We start from the raw sequence: 18,274 nt of genomic DNA on the forward strand, positions 1-18,274 counted from the left end.
TGGAAACAAAAAGGACCTTGCGGTCCTTTCATTATTTCACTTTTTCTAATTTTGCGGCAAATTCATTACCACCACGTAAGACAAGTATATTTTTTCCACCGTTGACAGGTACGAAACAATAATTTGAATTAGCTTGTATATAGACTTCCTTAGCGCTCTTCACTTGATAGCCTTCTGATTTCACCGCTTCTTGAATTACTTCAAATGTGTGTTCGATCTCTTCTTTAGAAGTCGTGTCTCCATCATACTTTTCTGAATCAGCTAGAGAATAGAATGCGTAAGCCTTGCTATCGTAATACTTATCACTAATAATTCCATGATCTGAAATCTGAACAGTTGTATTATTCCCTTCTGTCACATTCTTCCATTTTCCAACCATGGCCTTTGGTGTTTCAACCTTGTGATAGACCAAATTTTCTTCAAAGTTTCCTTTGTACGACTTATAAGTTTTCAAGTCGAATAAATCATTTCTTAAAATAATATTGCTTCCGTCTTTTTGGAGCAAGTTATAGCGTGTGTTTCCACCAGACTTAATAACAACTATTTCTGTCGTCTTCAGGTTAAATTTCTTATCGACATCCGCAAGTGAATGCAAGTCCGTTGCATTCAACAAAGAAAGTGCTGTATTAAATTCTTTTTTCGCTTCATTGTCCTTGAGAACCTTTTTGATGGTCTCATCGCCATTGACTCTTTGTTTCTTTCCGCTTAGTTCATAAGTGACCGGACTTGAATCCGTATCTCGCAACCAAACGCCATCTAGACTTGGTCCACCTGAAAAGAAAAAGAACCAAGCAAAAGCAATCACTGCGACAAGTCCTCCAACTGCGCCCCCAATCTGTGTTTTTTTATTGAATTTTTTCGGTCTTGGAACAGGTTGCAAGGTTTTCGCAGATGGTTGTGGTTGGACAAATGCTGTCTGCTCTTGTGAAAGAGGTGCGCTAGGTGCAACAGGTGCTTCTTGAGCAGGAGACTGCGCTTCAGTTGCTGGAGCTGGTGCCTCAGTTGTTGGAGTCGGCGCTTCTTTGCGCTCTACGACAAACTCCCCTTTTTCACGCGCTTCTTGAAATTCTTGCATACTCGGCTTACGACCATTGATCGCTTCAAAGTATTCAACCCAATCTTTTTGATTCATCATATCCCCCTTATTGATTCATCATAAAAACTAACCATATTATACCACAAATCCATGGTTAATTTTATGATTTTCAGAAAATAAAAGAAAAGTCCAAGTAGTTTTTCTACTTGGACTTTCTTCCTTATTTCAAAACTTCTTGTGTCTTCGCGTAGTTGGCTTCTACAGCTTCTTTTTCAGCTTTCCACCAGTCTTGGTGATCTGTGTACCACTTGATGGTATCTTCCAAACCTGCTTCGAAGTTTGTGAATTGTGGTTCCCAACCTAATTCTTCACGCAATTTGGTTGAATCGATGGCGTAACGCAAATCATGACCAGCACGGTCTGTGACACGGTCGTAAGCATCTTTTGGTTGACCCATTTTTTCAAGGATGAGTTCAAGCACTTCCTTGTTGTTCTTTTCACCATCAGCACCGATCAAGTAAGTTTCACCGATACGGCCTTTAGTGAGAATAGCCCATACACCCGTTGAGTGGTCGTTAGTGTGGATCCAGTCACGGACGTTCTTCCCTTCACCATATAGTTTTGGTTTGATACCAGACAAGATATTGGTAATTTGACGTGGGATGAATTTTTCGATGTGTTGGTATGGTCCGTAGTTGTTTGAACAGTTAGAAATGGTTGCCTTAACACCGAAGGAACGGACCCAAGCCTTCACGATCAAGTCTGAAGCAGCCTTGGTTGATGAATAAGGGGATGATGGGTTGTATTTGGTTTCAGCAGTGAATTTTTCACCAGGACCTTCACCATGTCCAGGAAGATCTTCACGCAATGGAAGGTCCCCATAGACTTCGTCTGTTGACACGTGGTGGAAACGAATATCGTACTTGCGAGCCGCTTCCAAAAGTGTGTATGTACCGATGAAGTTTGTGTGGATAAATGGTGATGGGTCGTTCAATGAATTATCATTGTGACTTTCAGCCGCGTAGTGAACAATCGCATCAGCCTTAGCAGCCAATTTATCAACCAATTCAGCGTCAGCAATGTCACCCACGACCAATTCAACACGGTCCCCAAGGATTTCTTCAATATTGGCACGGTTACCAGCGTAAGTGAGCTTGTCAAGGACAGTCACATGCACGTCTGGATGATTGTTGTAGACATAGTGTACGAAGTTTGAACCGATGAAACCAGCGCCACCGGTTACGATGATGTTTTTGTATTCAGTCATTTTTTCTCCAAAAAATTGTTTTTTCTTAATAGTTCCTTAAATCAATCTTTTTTTTAGCTTTCCTTAGGTGAGTACGGACGTCAGCGAACTTCGAAGAAGTTCCATGACTAAGTTTTGAGCCTAGTGTCTCAAAACTTCCGAGCACCTGAAACACAATGGTTCAGGTGCTTTTCTCACGGCGGAAAGCTAAGCATATAGCTCGCTTCGCTCGTTTATAGCAAAGCTAAAAACTATATAATAATTTTCTTGATTGTTTTAAGAGCTTCATTTTTACAAATCCTCTGGTTTGAGGGGTTTAACGTCTTTGAGTAATGGGTGATTCTTGTCAGCTTCTGAAACTTCTACTTCTTCCAAGTTTTCCCATTGGATGTCTAGGCTTGGGTCTGCGTAATTAACAAATGCATATTTTGGCTTGAGCTCCAGTGCCCAGTAGTCATTAACCAAGTATGTATAGGCAACTTTGTCTGTCAAAACTTGGAACCCATTCGCTACACCGCGAGGGACGAAGATGCCTTTTGAAGCATCGATCACGGTTTGGTAGGTGTTCCCAAAGGTCTCACCTTCACGAAGGTCTACCCAAGTACCGAGAACCTTTCCTTCATCTGCTACAGAGATGTACTTGTCCCAAGGTTCTGCATGCAAGCCACGCAAGACATTCTTACGAGAGAATGAAATGTTATTTTGCAACTTGCCTTCCGCAAAGAAGCTTTCTGGAAAACCAAGAGGAAGCATCTTCTCTTTTTGGAAGTTTTCCTTGAACCAACCACGGTTGTCCCCACGAACTGGAATATCAAACTCCATCAAACCTGGGATCGCTTCAATCTTGCGGGCTGCTAATTCTTTCTCGAAAAATTGTTCTGTCATTAAGCTTCTCCAATCAAACGGAGCAAATATTGTCCGTACTCGTTTTTCTTCAGAGGTTGAGCCAATTCATAGACTTGCTCTTTAGTAATATAGCCCATACGATAGGCAATTTCCTCAAGGTTAGCTACTTGGACATTCTGAAGACGTTGAACAGTCTCGATATATTGAGAAGCCTGCAAGAGACTTTCATGAGTTCCTGTATCCAACCAAGCAAAGCCACGGCCCATGAGCTCAACAGAGAGATCTCCACGCTCCAAATATGCCTTGTTGACATCGGTGATTTCAAGCTCTCCACGAGGACTTGGTTTGATGTTTTTGGCAATCTCTACCACATCATTGTCATAGAAGTAAAGACCAGTCACCGCAAAGTTTGATTTCGGATGTTCTGGTTTTTCTTCGATAGAGATGGCATTCATATCCGCGTCAAACTCTACCACACCAAAGCGTTCCGGATCTTTGACTTGGTAACCAAAGACAGTCGCTCCTTTTTCCTTCGCTTCTGCCCGTTGCAACATCTTGGTTAAGCCGTTTCCGTGGAAGATATTGTCCCCAAGGATGAGGGCAACATGATCGTCACCGATAAAGTCTTCTCCGATGATGAAGGCTTGCGCCAAGCCATCTGGACTTGGTTGCTCTGCATAAGAGAGAGAAATTCCTAGTTCAGAACCATCTCCAAGAAGCTCTTCAAAACGAGGTAGGTCTTGAGGCGTCGAGATGATCAGGATATCTTTGATCCCAGCCAACATAAGGGTTGACAGCGGATAGTAGATCATTGGTTTGTCATAAATGGGCATCAACTGCTTAGAAGCCGCACGTGTCAATGGATACAAGCGAGTTCCTGAGCCCCCTGCTAAAATAATACCTTTCATAATGTTAGGCCTTTCTACGTAGTCATTACCCTTATTTTATCATGTTTATATAAAAAAGTCACCTTGCATTTGTGTTACAAGGTGATGACAGGTTATCCCAAACCGACGTCTAGGATCATCATAATGACAAAGCCAACCATGAGACCAAGGGTCGCAACGTCTGTGTTGCCATTTGTCTGGGAATCTGGGATCAACTCTTCAACCACTACGAAGATCATCGCCCCTGCCGCAAAAGAAAGGGCATAAGGCAAGATGGCTGTCATGGATAGGACTGCCACAGCTCCTAGGAGGGCTCCGATGGGCTCGACGATGGCTGACATAGATCCCCAATAAAAGGCATTGAGACGGGATTTTCCATCCGTCCGGATTGGGATTGAAAGAGCAGCCCCTTCTGGGATATTTTGCAAGCCAATCCCAATGGCCAGGCCAACCGCCCCGATAAAGGCTTCTGGACTTGGATTGCTAGCCAGAGCTCCAAAGGCTACTCCGACTGCTAAGCCTTCTGGAAAATTATGAATGGTAATGGCGAGAAAAAGGAGGATTGTTTTAGACAACTTCTTCTCCCGCGGCGTATGGATACTCTCAGCCTCATCAATCTCCTTCGTCATATGAAGGAGAGGGACGATGGCGTCGATCAAACGGAGGAAAAAACCTCCAGCTAAAAAACCGATAGCCGCTGGCAACCAAGCCAAGCTCCCATAGGAGAGTTTTCCACATACTCAATCGACGGTTGCAAGAGGGACCAAAATGACGCCGCAATCATGACCCCTGCCGCAAAGCCCATCATGATGTCCAGTAACTTACGACTGATATGCTTGAAGAAAAAGACGATGGCTGACCCGACAATGGTACAGCCCCATGTAAACAATCCTGCGAGAAAGGCCTGTAAGACCACGGATTGCGATTGAAACCAATTCATAACAACTCCCATTTTCTCGATGATTCACTTCTTCTATTCTACTATTTTTAGCCAAATTACGGAAGGTCTTTCGAAAAAAAGAGAGTGGGACAGAAATCGGTAATTCGTTAGAATTCGATTTCGTCGTCCCACCTCCGCACAGTTGAGTAGGGCTGTAAAAGCTGATGAAATCAGCGTAGTAGAGCCCACTCAACCACTGCGTCTTGCTCGACAATCCAAAGACAGTTGAGAGGCTAGGACTTTTGTCCCAACCTACTTCTTCACATACTGTTCAACTGGATAATCTGCTGGATCTAAGCGCAGATTTCCTCCTACCACGAGTTGGGCTAGGTGCCAACCAATGAGGGGACCTGTTGTGAGGCCAGACGAACCAAGTCCACTAGCGACATAGAGACCTGCTTGATCGGGAACAGCTCCCCAGAACGGTGAAAAGTCACTGGTGTAGGCCCGCGTACCCACGCGCTCCCCGATAACTTCCGCTTGAGCGAGTTCTGGATAGTAGGCCAAGGCTTCTGTTTCCATCTGATTTAACAAAGCCTGATTCACTGTCAGGTCAAAGCCCATCTCATTTTCATGGGTGGCTCCCATACTGATCTTACCCTTCTGAAAGGGAATGATATCCAGCTCTCCTTCCGGCATGACCACTGGATAATCAGCAATATCTCGGTCTAGCTGATAATCCCTCAACTGTCCTTTTTGAGGACGGACATCAACTTGGTAGCCAAGTGGCTCGAGCATTTGACCCAACCAGGCTCCTGTTGCCAGGATGACTTTGTCATAGCTTTCTCCTGCTATCTGAAAACCATCCTCTGTAATAGCCAAAGCAACCTCTTCCTGGATCACTCGTGCGCCACTTGCCTTCAGAAGAGTTTCTGTCAGAAGAGCTCCTTCTACATGGGCTCCACCTGAGGCATAAAGGAGCTGTTCAAAGCCTTGTAGACCTGGGAATTGTTGGCACACTTCTTCTTTGTTTAAAATCGCTAAGTCTCCGATCAAGGGAGATTCTTCCCGACGACTCAGTGCCAACAGATAAAGTTCGTCTAATTTGTCCTCCTTTTTCTTGAGGAGATAGACGCCGGTCTGCTGGTAAAAATCTGTTTTAATTCCGTCCTTGGCCAGGTCCTCTACCAATTCTTGGTAGAAATCAGCCCCCAGACGAGCAAGACGATACCAAGCCTTATTCCGCCGTTTAGAAAACCAGGGACTGATAATACCTGCTGCTGCCTTGGTTGCTTGGCCGACTCCATGGTCATAGACGGTCACATCCACCTGTGCTTCTTTAGATAAATAATAGGCTGCAGTGGATCCCACGATCCCTGCACCGATAATGGCAACTTTCATCATGACCCCTTAGATATGATAAAAAGGATTGGTGCTGGCTTGACTGCCAATCACTTCAATCTCCCAGGCTTCCTCAGCCTTCCACTGATTGAGCTTTTCTACTAGTTTTGACACAAAGAGAACTTCGATATGGTGACCTGGGTCCAAGGCCAAGAGCCCATCGCTCAGCATGTCCTGAGCCGTGTGGTAGTAGATATCTCCTGTGATATAAACATCTGCTCCCTTGGCGAGAGCATCCTTGTAAAAGGACTGGCCACTTCCTCCACAGATTGCGACATGCTTGATAACCCGATCCAAATCCGCCTGATCATAACTGACTATGCGCAAAGCATCTAAGCCAAAGGTTTCTTTAACCTTGCTAGTCAACTGTCCAAAGGTTTGAGTAGCTACCCGACCGATGCGACCAATTCCGAGCCCTTCTCCCGTCATACTGAGGGGTTCTGTATCTTCAATGTCCAAGAGCTGGCAGAACCAATCGTTGAGACCATCTGGAACAATGTCAATATTGGTATGGCTGACGTAGACTGCGATATCATGCTTGATCAAATTGATATAGATCTGATTTTGAGCCCGATCAGCTACCAAATCCTTGATGGGACGGAAAATCGGCGCGTGCTTGACGATGATCAAGTCCACCCCATGAGCGATAGCTTCCGCCACCGTCTGCTCGCGGATATCTAAGGCCACCATGACCTTATGGATGTCTTTTTGCAAAGTGCCGACCTGTAGCCCACGGACATCTCCGTCCATGGATAGTTCCTGAGGACAGTAGGCTTCATAGCGTTTGATGACTTCACTTGCTAACATGTAGAACCTCCTTGATTTGTGAGATGCGCTCTTCTAACGATGCTCTGGCCGATTGATTTTCAGCTGGGACCTGCTCCAAGGCAAAGGCTAATTTCTCTACTTCCTTGGACCACTTTTGGACAAAGGCTGGAGCTTGTTCCCGCATCAAATAGGGACCAAAACGCAGTTCCTTGGCTGTCAACTCTTGAGAACCCTGTTCCACCACGAGGATCTCATAGAACTTCTCATTTTCTTCCAAGATCGCTTCATCAACAATGTGGAAATCATGGTCGACTAACCAAGCCCGCAGTTCATCTTCACGATTATTGGGCTGTAGGACCAAGCGAGAGACATTGGCTAATTTCTCAAGACCTGCGGCTAGGATGTCTGCAATCAAGCGTCCTCCCATACCAGCAATGGTGATACAGGAAATGCCGTCTGCTGGTTCAAAGGCAGCCAAACCATTGGCCAGGCGGACCTCAATCTTGTCCTCTAAACCATTATCGGCGACATTTTGGAGGGCAGATTGATAAGGCCCCTCTACCACTTCACCAGCAATAGCAGCCTCAATCTTGCCTTCTTGTAAGAGGGCGATTGGCAGATAAGCATGGTCACTCCCCACGTCCAACAGACGAGCTCCAGCTGGGACGAAGCTAGCCACCAAGTCCAATCGATTTGATAATTTTGTAAATTCCATGTGCTACTTTCTATACTTTTATTCCACCCTTTAGTATACCATGTTTGCACCATTAAAAAAAGGCGCAACGGCGCCTTGTCTATTATGGAAAGGTATTACTTTAGACTTTCCTTAGGTGAGTCCGGACGTCAGCGAACTTCTTCAAAGTTCCATGACTAAGTTTTGAGTCTAATGTCTCAAAACTTCCGGGCACATGAAACTTATACGTTTCATGTGCTATACTCACGGCGGAAACTCTCGCTATCATCCTCAACAAGCCGATATTAGACTTTAGTCAATTTCCTTATAGTCTACTTCCAAGCCTCGTTGCACTGCTGGGCGATTGGCAATTTTCTCTGTCCAAGCTTGCAGATGCTTATATTCCTTCACATCTAAGAAAATTCCTGCACGGTCCCAGACCTTGTCTTGGGCTAGACGGCCATACCAAGACCAGATGGCGATATCTGCAATGGTATAGTCATCTCCTGCGATATAAGGTTTAGTGGCCAGTTCCTTGTCCAGTAGGTCCAATTGACGTTTGGCTTCCATGGCAAAGCGGTTGATGGCATACTCGATTTTCTCCGGCGCATAGTGGAAGAAATGACCAAAGCCTCCCCCTAGAAAAGATGCTGCACCCGTCTGCCAGAAGAGCCAGTTGAGCACTTCTGTCCGTTTAGCCCGATCAGTCGGGATTAATTTTCCAAATTTCTCTGCTAGATACAGGAGGATATTGGCTGATTCAAAGACACGAATGTCTTGATCGCCTGATTGATCTAACATGGCCGGAATTTTCGAGTTAGGATTGATGGCTACAAAGTCACTTCCAAACTGATCTCCCTCGCCAATCTTGATCCGATAAGCGTCATAGCCTGCATCCACTCCCAGCTCTTTGAGTTCCTCCAACATAATGGTGGCCTTGATCCCATTGGGTGTTGGAAGGGTATAGAGTTGGAAAGGCTGGTCGCCTTTTGGAAGGGTTTGTTCAAAGCGGGCACCTGCTGTTGGTTGGTTCAAGCCACCCCAGGCTCCTCCCATTTGGCTCGGTGCTTCCCATACTTCTGGTAATTGATAATCTGACATCTCTTTTCTCCTTTGTCTATGTTACTACTAGCATATCAAATCCAATCGCTAGTTTCAAAAATCTGCTACGCTGGCTTTACTTGACTTTTCTTGGCAAAATGATAGTATAGAAAAAATACATTTTGAAGGAGAAAAAACATGTCCACGATCGACTTTCATAGTTTGGCAAAGACAGAACTACACTGCCACTTAGACGGTTCCTTGTCTCTTCCGACCATTCGCCAATTGGCAGCCATGGCCAATATTGACCTCCCTGCTAGCGATGAGGAGCTCAAGCACCATGTCACTGCACCTGCCCACTGTGAGAATCTTTTGGACTATTTGGAGGCCTTTGACTACATTCGCCCTCTCCTTCAAACCAAGGAAGCCTTGACCCTTGCTGCTTACGATGTGGCCAAGCAAGCTGCTTTGGAAAATGTCGTCTACATTGAGGTTCGTTTTGCCCCAGAATTGTCCATGGACCAAGGGCTCACTGTTCCAGAAACAATCGATGCTGTCTGTGAAGGACTGCGCCAAGCCCAGGATGAATTTGGCATTGTTGCAAAAGCCTTGGTCTGTGGCATGCGCCAGTCCGATCAAGAAGTCACATCTCGCATTCTTGCAGAAGCCAACCAAGTTAGTGATCAGGATTTTGTTGGTTTTGACTTTGCCGGGGATGAGCACAACTACTCTCCAGAAGATATTCGACCTCTAATTGAGCAAGTCAAGAGTTACCATCGGCCCATGACGCTTCACGCAGGTGAGTGTCATTGCCCACACTTTGTTGCCCAATCGATTGCATTTGGTATCAAACGCAATGGCCACGTGACAGCTCTATCTCATGAACCGGACTTACTCCAATCCTTTATTGAAAATGGGGTCACTGGTGAACTCTGCTTGACCAGCAACTTACAGACAAAAGCAGCACCGAATATAGAAGATTTTCCTTATTTGAAGATGAAGGCGGCCGGAGCTCGGATCAGTATCAATACCGATAACCGGACTGTATCTGATACCGATCTTACCAAGGAATATGCCCTCTACCATCAGCGCTTCCAAACCAAGGAAACTGACTTTTACCAGCACAATGTCGATGCCATCCAGGCTTCCTTTGCTAGTGAAGAGGAAAAACAAGAACTCCTTACCAAACTAAAAAAAGCCTACGCGGACTATCTATAAACAAAAAATGCTAGCAATATATGACTGCTAGCTTTTTGAATGGTTAAAAAATATTTTTTCAATTAAGAACCTATTTGTTTCAGTAAAAGTAATGTCTTATTTTTATATTATTCAAGTATAAACTAAAAATTTTCCGCCGTGAGAAAAGTGCCTGAAACGTAATTGTTTCAGGCACTCGGGAGTTTTGAGACCTTAGGCTCAAAACTAAGTCATGGAACTTCTTCGAAGTTCTCTGACGTCCTTAATCACATAAGGAAAGTTTCTAGGAAAACTTTACCTTCCTTCTGCAGCTAGCACTCAATTAAGTACTAGTTTTTTTAATCCTTCCACAAATCCATGGCCTTCAAGAAATCGTCTGAAACGGTCACATTGCGTGGGTTGGCTTGCTCGCGTTCTTGTAGTTTCGCCTCTACTTGGGCCAGGCTGTTGATGCCTTCACTGCGCCAGTTTCGCAAAATAGCTTGGATATATTTCCAGTGAGGCTTGCCGTTAAAGACAGCTTCTCGTAGGGCTGCCTTGATCACGTCTGGATCTGTCTGATCCTCGCGCACAGTCTTGGTCAAGTCTTCAATCTCAAAAGGTGTCAAGAGTCGTCCCAGTTCTTGTTGGAAGGTTTCCACCAAGTCCTTGATGACATTTCCCTTGGCAGGAGCACTCTGTGTCTTCCCTTGTGTCTGAGCCTCTAAAATTTCATCCAAGCGTTCCAGGGCAATGGTCGCATCAAAGATGGCTTCAATCTCGCCATTGAGCTCAATAGTCCGGTATTGGAGGAGTCCCTTGGTGGTCAAATTGGACATGATACGATTGACCTCTGTCACGGTTTTTCCTAGATGACTGGCAATCTGATTGGGAGTCAAGGTCTCTTGACCGGTCGTATTTTGAAGGAAGAAAAACTGCCAAACCAAGTAATCATCTGCTTGGTCGAACAATTCATGATAATGAAAAAGCAAGGCACTCGGAAGAACCAAGTTGCCATACTTAAATGCTTGTGAATATGTCATAATTCCCCTTTATAGGTAACCATAAAATGAAATATCTTTTTCCAATTCTTCCAAGCGGTAAGGTGTTTCTTGATAAACCGCATAGTTGATCCAATTACTAAAGAAGGTCGTTGCAGCTAGATTCCAACGAATGCGAGGCTCTGTATTAGCGTCATCCCCATCAAAGTAATTCTTGGGAACGTCCGGATCCAAGCCCGCCTTGACATCTCGGTGGTATTCTTTTGCCAGTGTATCGCGATCATATTCCAGATGGCCAAAGCTATAGACCTCACGCATGTCTGGACTAGCAATGATGGAAAGTCCAACTTCATTTCCCTGAGCGATCACTTGAAGATTGCTCTTTTCAAGGACTTCCTTCAAAGGAATATCTGTATAGCGAGAATGAGGGGCAAGGAAGCGATCGTCAAATCCTCTCATGAGCAGACTATCAGGACGCACCACTGCTTGGTCATAGATACCGGATAGCTTGTCACAGAGCTCTACTTTTTGAATCCCGTAGCGGTGATACAATCCAGCCTGGGCTCCCCAACAAAGGTGTAAGGTAGAAAAAACATGACGCTTGGCCCATTCAAAGACCTGGGTTAATTCTTCCCAGTAGTCCACTTCCTCAAAGTCCATCTTTTCGACAGGCGCCCCCGTCACAATCAAGCCGTCATAGTAATTATCCTTGATATCCTCAAAAGTCTTGTAAAAACTCTCCATATGCTCGGCCGCTGTATTTTTAGACTTATGGCTCGCCATATAGAGGAAATCTACATTGATCTGCAAGGGCGTATTGGCCAGGAGGCGTAGCAGTTGAGTCTCAGTTGCTTCCTTAGTCGGCATGAGATTCAAAATCAGAACATTTATAGGACGAATATCCTGGTGAGTTGCTCGAACATCATCCATAACAAAAATATTTTCTGAACGAAGAATATCTACTGCAGGTAATTTTTTATCTAGTGTAATTGGCATAAAAAGCTCCCATCGTGCAAGTTCTTAACTAACATTATATGATAGGAGCTTATAGTTTTCAATTATGGTTTTTCTGTATCCAGTTATAGTATTAGACTATATTAGTAATGCATCAAGACTTTGTAGTCGTAATCGCCGATCGCTTCGCGACCTTTCAATTCATCCAACTCGATCAAGAAGGCACACCCTGCAACGATCCCACCGAGTTTTTCGATCATTTCGATGGTTGCTTTCACCGTACCACCAGTCGCCAAGAGGTCATCAACGATAAGGACGCGTTGACCTGGTTTGATGGCATCTGCGTGCATGCAAAGGGTATCAACACCGTATTCTTTTTCGTAGTCAGCAGAGATGACTTCACGTGGCAATTTACCAGGCTTACGAACAGGCGCAAATCCAATTCCCAACTCAAAAGCGACCGGACATCCAACGATGAACCCACGCGCTTCAGGACCAACGATCATGTCGATTTTCTTATCCGTTGCGTATTGAACGATTTCACGAATCGCATAACTATAAGCATTGCCATCTGCCATCAAAGGGCTGATATCACGGAAGGTAATTCCTTCTTGTGGATAGTTTTCAATGCTTGCAATGTAATCTTTTAAATTCATGGTTAACTTTCTTTCATAAAAAATTTTTTACATTCCATTATATCATGAATTCTACTAACTTGCATCATTTTTTGCCAAATCATTTTCCCAAGCTCCCGCGTCAAAAGCAAAAATCCCACATCCGAAAAATGATGTGGGATTAGATCCGAAAAAAACTTACTATTCTTCTATCAATTTATTGTACTCGATTTTCATATCTCCCAAGTTTTTCAGGGAATATCGGGAGCTTCCATTTTTGAACCAGGTGCCAAGGATGTATTGTTCAGCGACTTTCTTACTTTGCTTCTTCAACCAAGTCCGGTCTTTGCCATAGGCGGCAAGTTTTTTTAGAAAATCACTACCCTCTACTTCTTGATCATCCGCATAAAGATAGACTTCTTCTTGAATCAATGCTCTTTTTTAGAATTGTATTTGAACATCATACGAACCGATACATTTTCTTTTAACTGATATTTATACCTATAAACCCATTCCGAACTGTTTCGAAACATCATGACGGACAGGTCTTCTTGTCCCCCAACGATTTTATCTGAATAGGGATACATTTGAAATCCTTCATCTTCTTTCCAGATGCGATCACTTCCTATCGTTTCTGTAAATGGCTTGTACATCACATAGCGCATCCATCCACCATTTTCGGCATAGTTGATTTCTTCTATGGGATTCTTGAGACTCAGGTAGATTCCCAACCAATAAAGAGCTAAAAGCAGGAAGGGACTGAGCCAGAGGAATTTTTTTAGATGTTTTTTCATGAGGCCTGTCCTGTCAGATAGTCGTAGATTTCGCGAACCGTTCCAAGAGCCATCAACTCCTGCTCTTTCACCGTTTGTTTGAGGTTTTGGTAGATGCTACTTTCTGCGATTTCGCGTTTTTCTGCTTCTTTATTGACCTTCATGATGCCATTTTCAATGGTCACAAAGCCCAGTTCTTGGAAGATCTGAATCATTTTGACCAAGAGGATCTGCTGAATCTTGAGATAAGCTGCTAGGTCTTTGAGTTTGTAGCGGACATCAAACTCTGGGTACTGGTAAATGGTCTTATAAAGCTTGGCATACTGGTCCCTGCTACCGTATCCTGTTAAATAGTAGGCTTTGGCGATTTCATTTTTGAAATAGACAGCCTGGAAATCATGCTCTTGGAAGATTTGCCGTAGTTGCTCTAAATCCTCAGGGATATTTCCAACTACAACAGCGGGTGCGCCTATCAGATCTGGTAGTTCTTTAGTAAAATCAAGAACGGGAACACCTGCGGGGAGACTGGCATTTTTAGAGCGGATATTAAAGAGTTGCACACCATCCACACGTGCATCAACCAGCATGAGCTGCAAGGTTGTTTGGCCATTCCATTGGTTGACCGACAACTGCACAGCTAGCTCTAGGTCTTGCGCCTGTGCAAACTCTGCCTCTAAGCTTCCCAAGCCAAAGGCAACCACCTCAAAGGTCGCATCTTCTTGAGAAATTTTGAGTTTCAAGTGGGTATTGCCGGTTCCCATCGAGCGCGCCCCTTCTACCTTGAAATTACGGACCAGAAAGACTGGCTTTTTATTGTCCATGCCAAAAGGACTCAAGCGATCAAAGCTTTTCAAGGTTTCAAGCGTGAGGTCAGTTAGATACAGTTCCTCGTCGATGGCTAAGCTAGACTTACTGCTGAGATCAATCTTTTGCTCTCTAATGTAATCCGTAAGAGCCTGAGACAAGGCAGGAAGTTGGTCCACCTCCAGCGTCATCCCTGCTGCACCAGCATGTCCTCCAAAGGCGACAAAGAGCGACCGGTGGGGATCGAGGGCGTCAAAGATATTGACCGACTCAGGACTCCGAGCGCTCCCTTTAGCCCGCCCATCTTCGATACTTAAAACAACGACCGGCTGATGAAGCTCTTCTAATAAACGACCAGCTACAATACCAAGAACCCCAGGATTCCAGCCTTCCTTGGCCAAGACCTGGGCGGACAAGCTCGGATCGACCATGGTTTTAGCTTCGTCATAGATGCTTTGGACAATCTCTTTTCGTTCTTCATTCTTCTGATGAATCATGAGGGCAATCTCGTGCGCCTCTTCATCGTCAAAACCTGTCAGGAGTTCAATGGCCGGATTAGGGTCATCAAGGCGGCCAAGAGCATTGAGACGAGGAGCAATCTGAAAACCAACCGTTTCTTCATTGACATCCTCCGGACGAATCCCTGCGATCTCCAAGAGCTCCTGCAAGCCCATGCGCTGGGTATGTTGGAGAACACCCAGACCGTATTTGACCAGGATCCGATTCTCATCTGTCAGACTGACCATGTCAGCAATGGTCCCAATTGCTACCAGATCTAAGAGATCGACTGGTACTTCCTCTAAGAGGGCACAGGCCAACTTAAAGGCCACCCCACATCCCGCTAGATAATGGAAGGGATAATCCGCATCTGGATGCTCTGGATGAATGATCGCATATGCATCCGGTAAAACCTCTGGCATCGAGTGGTGATCCGTCACGATGACATCAACCCCCATCGCTTGGGCCATGGCAATGGCTTGATTGCCCGCTACCCCATTGTCCACCGTGACAATCAGGGAAATGCCTTGTTGCTCGATAAAGTATTTGTAGACACTCTCATTGGGACCATAGCCGTCTGTGAAGCGGTTGGGTAGGTAGACTTGCACCTCTGCTCCCATCTGCTCCAAGATTTCCTTCATAATAGAGGCCGAGGTCATCCCATCCGCATCATAGTCTCCGTAGATGAGGATCTGCTCATAATCTTCAATAGCCCGTCGGATGCGCTCCACTGCCTTGTCCATATCATGGAGCAAATAAGGGTCATGTAGCTTCTCCAACTTGGGTTCTAAAAAGTCTTCTAAATCCTCTTTGGTTTGAATGCCACGCTCATACAGCAAGGTTGCTACGGATGCTTCCAGGCATGCTTTTTTGGCAAGGGCTAAAAAGGCCTCATCTGCACTTGGCGAAGCTAACTGCCAATCGTATTTTGAAGTGATCATCTAGCTTTTGGTCTCCTCTTTTTCTTATCTGAATATTATAACATGAAAGGCTAAAATGGCGGGAAATAAAAGGTCGACTTATACAAAAACCAAAATCAACATTTTTCATTATTTTTGTTGCATTTAACTTGACTTATCCTACTAAAAGAATATAATAATGATGATAATAATCTTTTAAATATGCAATGGGATGATTATTCTGTTAAAATTTGCAACGTTTATTATCACTTTAACATTATGACGCTTGTCATTTCCCTTGTTTTTCTATCTAAACAAACGTAGTTAGAGGGTTTGAGCTGATTTTGTCGGTGGGTTTGTTTTCTTTTAATGCATAAAGAGGAGCATATAATTCATCGATCTATCCTAAACTGAGGCAGCTGGTTTCATGGAGTAGAAATTAGAAGCCTTTCTATTTTAGGATATATCACTATATAGAAAAGCCTCGGAAAGGGCAGGCAGAAGAAAGGAAATGAGGCCAATTGAAATCTCTTTATAAAAAGATAGTTGCATTTGTAGCTATCATCGGTGTGGTAGCCTTGGGCTTGTCTGTGATCAAACCCGTAAGCGCGGCCACTGTTTCACCAACCGTCACCAACTTAAAGGCCCAAACAAATGGACAAAAGGTTACCTTTTCATTTGACTGGGATTTAACTGGTAAATCAGTTAAAGACGGTGATACATTTACTATTGACGCTCCAGAAGGTGTTAATATCACTGAAATTGCAACTCAATCACTCCAAGCAAATGGAGCTGAAGTCGCAACCATTTCAATGACAAACAAAAAGATTACTTTCACCTTTAAAAAAGCAATCGAATCCATGAACCAAAACGTTAAGGGTGGTTTCTCATACAAAGCAGAATGGGATAGCACACCAGGAAATCCTGGAAATAAAACTGCCACTTCTAAGGTTGGATCTGAATCCGTTGTTATCACTCGTCCTGACGGACCTGGAGTATTTGAATCTGTGTTGAACAAGTACAACCTTACTGGTGACTATGTAACTAAGCAATTCAAATTAGACGCATCTGAAAACTATGCATGGTTGAATGTTGGAGATGACTACTATCTGACAAAATGGTTCATCCGTATCAATGGAGATGGTAAGAAACAAGCTTTGACAAACCCTGTTGTATCAGATAAAATCCAAGCTCCAGCAGTCGATTACTCAAAAATCACTTTTGCTCCTGCTGCTAACCACGCTGCAAATGAATTCTTTGTGGGAACTTACTTGAAACCATCCTTTACATTAAGAAAAGGTGGACAAGTGGTGGCTTCTGGTTGGGACTTCTGGCAACATGTGAAATTCGATGCGGACGGCAATGGATTTACTGTGAATTTATCAGACGTCAGTGATGTCTTTAAAACAGCATCAAGCGATGAATTGATCGTTGAATACCAAACATTAATTCCTAAGACAACCATCAGAGTAGATAACAATGCTACATTGACAGCTGATGAAATCACAACACCTCAAACTGACCCAGCATTCTGGAACAATACAGAATTGAAATACTGGGTTACTGGAGATCAAACAGTTACTGTTCAAAAAGAATGGGTTGGTGATGATGAAGCTGACCGTAAAGATATCACGGTTCAATTGTATGCGGACGGCAAAGCCTTGGATGGGTTAACACAAACCCTTACAAAAGCTTCTGGCTGGAAAGCAGAATTTACGAAATTGCCAGGTATCAAAGACGGTAAGAAGATTGAGTACTCAGTAGTGGAAACAAACACTCCAGAAGGTTACACTTCTAAAGTTGAGAAAATTGATGATAACAACGTGATTAAAGTGGTCAACACATCAAATAAACCAACTACAACTACAACTACAACCACAACCACTACGACTACTACAACTACGACTCAAGAGCCTACAACCACAACTACTACGACTCAAGAGCCTACAACCACTACAACTACGACTCAAGAGCCTACAACTACAACTACTACGACTCAAGAGCCTACAACTACAACTACTACGACTCAAGAGCCTACAACTACAACTACTACGACTCAAGAGCCTACAACCACAACTACTACGACTCAAGAGCCTACAACCACAACTACTACGACTCAAGAGCCTACAACTACAACTACTACGACTCAAGAGCCTACAACCACAACTACTACGACTCAAGAGCCTACAACTACAACTACTACGACTGAAGAGCCTAAGACTACTTCAACTACAACTGAAGAGCCTAAGACTACTTCAACTACAACTGAAGAGCCTAAGACTACAGTAACGACTACCGATGAACCTTCGACTACTTCAACTACTTCTGAAGAGCCTAAGACTACTGTACCTACTACACCTGAGACTCCTGATACAACACCAGAAGAACCAGGAAACCACAATAGTAGTGAGGAAGGCACAACGTCAACAACAACAACTACTACTGCAGAGCCTAAGACTACACCCGAAAAACCAAATAAACCTGATCATTCTGGTACCACAACGACACCAAGTGCGCCAGGTTCAAATGGTGGAAACAATGGGGGAGGTCGCAAAACGCTTCTTCCAAATACAGGTGAAGTTGTTGCATCTGGACTTGTCTTCTCAGGAATTCTTGTCTTAGCAGGTGCTGTTGGAATCAAACGGAAATTGACTGATAACTAATAGTATCATTAGGAACAGTCCTTACTTCTATCAACCCCCTAACGAAGAAACTTCTACTCTCATTCGTAGAAGTTGAAACAAATAAGAGAGAACCGAAAGGTTCTCTTTTTTATC

Annotated in this window: 16 protein-coding genes and 1 pseudogene; 2 read left to right on the forward strand and 15 right to left on the reverse strand. The window is 44.1% G+C overall.

Annotated elements, in window-relative coordinates; all coding sequences use genetic code 11:
• Positions 1 to 31: 31 nt before the first annotated feature.
• From TZ97_RS05130 to yghU, 9 genes and pseudogenes are all read right to left on the reverse strand, one after another.
• Positions 32 to 1,132: a hypothetical protein gene (locus TZ97_RS05130; RefSeq protein ID WP_045759618.1), complete on the reverse strand. Its 1,101-nt coding sequence runs from the start codon at positions 1,130 to 1,132 to the stop codon at positions 32 to 34.
• A gap of 124 nt (positions 1,133 to 1,256) precedes the next feature.
• A complete protein-coding gene (rfbB, locus tag TZ97_RS05135; RefSeq protein WP_045759619.1) occupies positions 1,257 to 2,303 on the reverse strand; it encodes a dTDP-glucose 4,6-dehydratase in 1,047 nt (348 codons plus the stop codon).
• 270 nt (positions 2,304 to 2,573) lie between these two features.
• Positions 2,574 to 3,167 (reverse strand): dTDP-4-dehydrorhamnose 3,5-epimerase family protein, encoded by a 594-nt coding sequence (locus TZ97_RS05140; protein ID WP_045759620.1) that lies wholly within the window; start codon positions 3,165 to 3,167, stop codon positions 2,574 to 2,576.
• On the reverse strand, positions 3,167 to 4,036 hold the full coding sequence (rfbA, locus tag TZ97_RS05145; RefSeq protein WP_003011246.1) for a glucose-1-phosphate thymidylyltransferase RfbA: 870 nt from the start codon (positions 4,034 to 4,036) through the stop codon (positions 3,167 to 3,169). The genes TZ97_RS05140 and rfbA overlap by 1 nt, the downstream gene beginning before the upstream one ends.
• A 92-nt stretch (positions 4,037 to 4,128) precedes the next feature.
• Positions 4,129 to 4,955 (reverse strand): annotated as a pseudogene (locus TZ97_RS05150) (ZIP family metal transporter).
• Between the two features lie 252 nt (positions 4,956 to 5,207).
• Positions 5,208 to 6,299: an NAD(P)/FAD-dependent oxidoreductase gene (locus TZ97_RS05155; RefSeq protein ID WP_045759621.1), complete on the reverse strand. Its 1,092-nt coding sequence runs from the start codon at positions 6,297 to 6,299 to the stop codon at positions 5,208 to 5,210.
• Between the two features lie 6 nt (positions 6,300 to 6,305).
• A complete protein-coding gene (locus TZ97_RS05160; protein WP_045759622.1) occupies positions 6,306 to 7,103 on the reverse strand; it encodes a Nif3-like dinuclear metal center hexameric protein in 798 nt (265 codons plus the stop codon).
• Positions 7,090 to 7,779 carry a tRNA (adenine(22)-N(1))-methyltransferase gene (locus TZ97_RS05165; RefSeq protein ID WP_045759623.1) on the reverse strand — a complete coding sequence of 230 codons (690 nt, stop codon included), beginning with the start codon at positions 7,777 to 7,779 and terminating at the stop codon, positions 7,090 to 7,092. Before TZ97_RS05165 ends, TZ97_RS05160 begins: the two co-directional genes overlap by 14 nt.
• Positions 7,780 to 8,049: 270 nt before the next feature.
• Positions 8,050 to 8,838 (reverse strand): glutathione-dependent disulfide-bond oxidoreductase, encoded by a 789-nt coding sequence (gene yghU, locus TZ97_RS05170; protein WP_045759624.1) that lies wholly within the window; start codon positions 8,836 to 8,838, stop codon positions 8,050 to 8,052.
• Positions 8,839 to 8,976: 138 nt separating this feature from the next.
• On the opposite strand from yghU, the gene add reads away from it, so the two are divergent.
• On the forward strand, positions 8,977 to 9,996 hold the full coding sequence (add, locus tag TZ97_RS05175; protein ID WP_045759625.1) for an adenosine deaminase: 1,020 nt from the start codon (positions 8,977 to 8,979) through the stop codon (positions 9,994 to 9,996).
• A gap of 317 nt (positions 9,997 to 10,313) precedes the next feature.
• On the opposite strand, the gene TZ97_RS05180 is transcribed toward add, so the two are convergent.
• From TZ97_RS05180 to recJ, 6 genes are all read right to left on the reverse strand, one after another.
• The gene (locus TZ97_RS05180) at positions 10,314 to 10,997 is read right to left on the reverse strand and encodes a DnaD domain-containing protein (RefSeq protein WP_045759626.1); all 684 of its coding nucleotides are present in this window, start codon (positions 10,995 to 10,997) and stop codon (positions 10,314 to 10,316) included.
• A 9-nt stretch (positions 10,998 to 11,006) separates the two neighbouring features.
• Positions 11,007 to 11,951, reverse strand: a complete 945-nt coding sequence (gene metA / locus TZ97_RS05185) for a homoserine O-acetyltransferase MetA (RefSeq protein ID WP_024055870.1) — start codon at positions 11,949 to 11,951, stop codon at positions 11,007 to 11,009.
• Between the two features lie 101 nt (positions 11,952 to 12,052).
• Positions 12,053 to 12,565: an adenine phosphoribosyltransferase gene (locus tag TZ97_RS05190; RefSeq protein WP_045759627.1), complete on the reverse strand. Its 513-nt coding sequence runs from the start codon at positions 12,563 to 12,565 to the stop codon at positions 12,053 to 12,055.
• A gap of 159 nt (positions 12,566 to 12,724) precedes the next feature.
• Positions 12,725 to 12,955, reverse strand: coding sequence for a TipC family immunity protein (locus TZ97_RS11020; protein WP_268747586.1), 231 nt, complete (start codon positions 12,953 to 12,955; stop codon positions 12,725 to 12,727).
• A complete protein-coding gene (locus tag TZ97_RS11025; protein ID WP_268747587.1) occupies positions 12,952 to 13,317 on the reverse strand; it encodes a TipC family immunity protein in 366 nt (121 codons plus the stop codon). Before TZ97_RS11025 ends, TZ97_RS11020 begins: the two co-directional genes overlap by 4 nt.
• Positions 13,314 to 15,539: a single-stranded-DNA-specific exonuclease RecJ gene (gene recJ / locus TZ97_RS05200; RefSeq protein WP_045759628.1), complete on the reverse strand. Its 2,226-nt coding sequence runs from the start codon at positions 15,537 to 15,539 to the stop codon at positions 13,314 to 13,316. Before recJ ends, TZ97_RS11025 begins: the two co-directional genes overlap by 4 nt.
• A gap of 479 nt (positions 15,540 to 16,018) precedes the next feature.
• On the opposite strand from recJ, the gene TZ97_RS05205 reads away from it, so the two are divergent.
• The gene (locus tag TZ97_RS05205) at positions 16,019 to 18,160 is read left to right on the forward strand and encodes a Cna B-type domain-containing protein (protein WP_045759629.1); all 2,142 of its coding nucleotides are present in this window, start codon (positions 16,019 to 16,021) and stop codon (positions 18,158 to 18,160) included.
• Positions 18,161 to 18,274 lie beyond the last annotated feature (114 nt).

This window comes from Streptococcus parasanguinis (assembly GCF_000963275.1).
GTDB lineage: Bacteria > Bacillota > Bacilli > Lactobacillales > Streptococcaceae > Streptococcus > Streptococcus parasanguinis_B.

Bases quoted from the DNA above. Each gene is read 5' to 3' on its own strand.
- TZ97_RS05130 (WP_045759618.1), bottom strand. From the start codon at position 1,132: ATGAATCAAAAAGATTGGGTTGAATACTTTGAAGCGATCAATGGTCGT.
- rfbB (WP_045759619.1), bottom strand. From the start codon at position 2,303: ATGACTGAATACAAAAACATCATCGTAACCGGTGGCGCTGGTTTCATC.
- TZ97_RS05140 (WP_045759620.1), bottom strand. From the start codon at position 3,167: ATGACAGAACAATTTTTCGAGAAAGAATTAGCAGCCCGCAAGATTGAA.
- rfbA (WP_003011246.1), bottom strand. From the start codon at position 4,036: ATGAAAGGTATTATTTTAGCAGGGGGCTCAGGAACTCGCTTGTATCCA.
- TZ97_RS05155 (WP_045759621.1), bottom strand. From the start codon at position 6,299: ATGATGAAAGTTGCCATTATCGGTGCAGGGATCGTGGGATCCACTGCA.
- TZ97_RS05160 (WP_045759622.1), bottom strand. From the start codon at position 7,103: ATGTTAGCAAGTGAAGTCATCAAACGCTATGAAGCCTACTGTCCTCAG.
- TZ97_RS05165 (WP_045759623.1), bottom strand. From the start codon at position 7,779: ATGGAATTTACAAAATTATCAAATCGATTGGACTTGGTGGCTAGCTTC.
- yghU (WP_045759624.1), bottom strand. From the start codon at position 8,838: ATGTCAGATTATCAATTACCAGAAGTATGGGAAGCACCGAGCCAAATG.
- add (WP_045759625.1), top strand. From the start codon at position 8,977: ATGTCCACGATCGACTTTCATAGTTTGGCAAAGACAGAACTACACTGC.
- TZ97_RS05180 (WP_045759626.1), bottom strand. From the start codon at position 10,997: ATGACATATTCACAAGCATTTAAGTATGGCAACTTGGTTCTTCCGAGT.
- metA (WP_024055870.1), bottom strand. From the start codon at position 11,951: ATGCCAATTACACTAGATAAAAAATTACCTGCAGTAGATATTCTTCGT.
- TZ97_RS05190 (WP_045759627.1), bottom strand. From the start codon at position 12,565: ATGAATTTAAAAGATTACATTGCAAGCATTGAAAACTATCCACAAGAA.
- TZ97_RS11025 (WP_268747587.1), bottom strand. From the start codon at position 13,317: ATGAAAAAACATCTAAAAAAATTCCTCTGGCTCAGTCCCTTCCTGCTT.
- recJ (WP_045759628.1), bottom strand. From the start codon at position 15,539: ATGATCACTTCAAAATACGATTGGCAGTTAGCTTCGCCAAGTGCAGAT.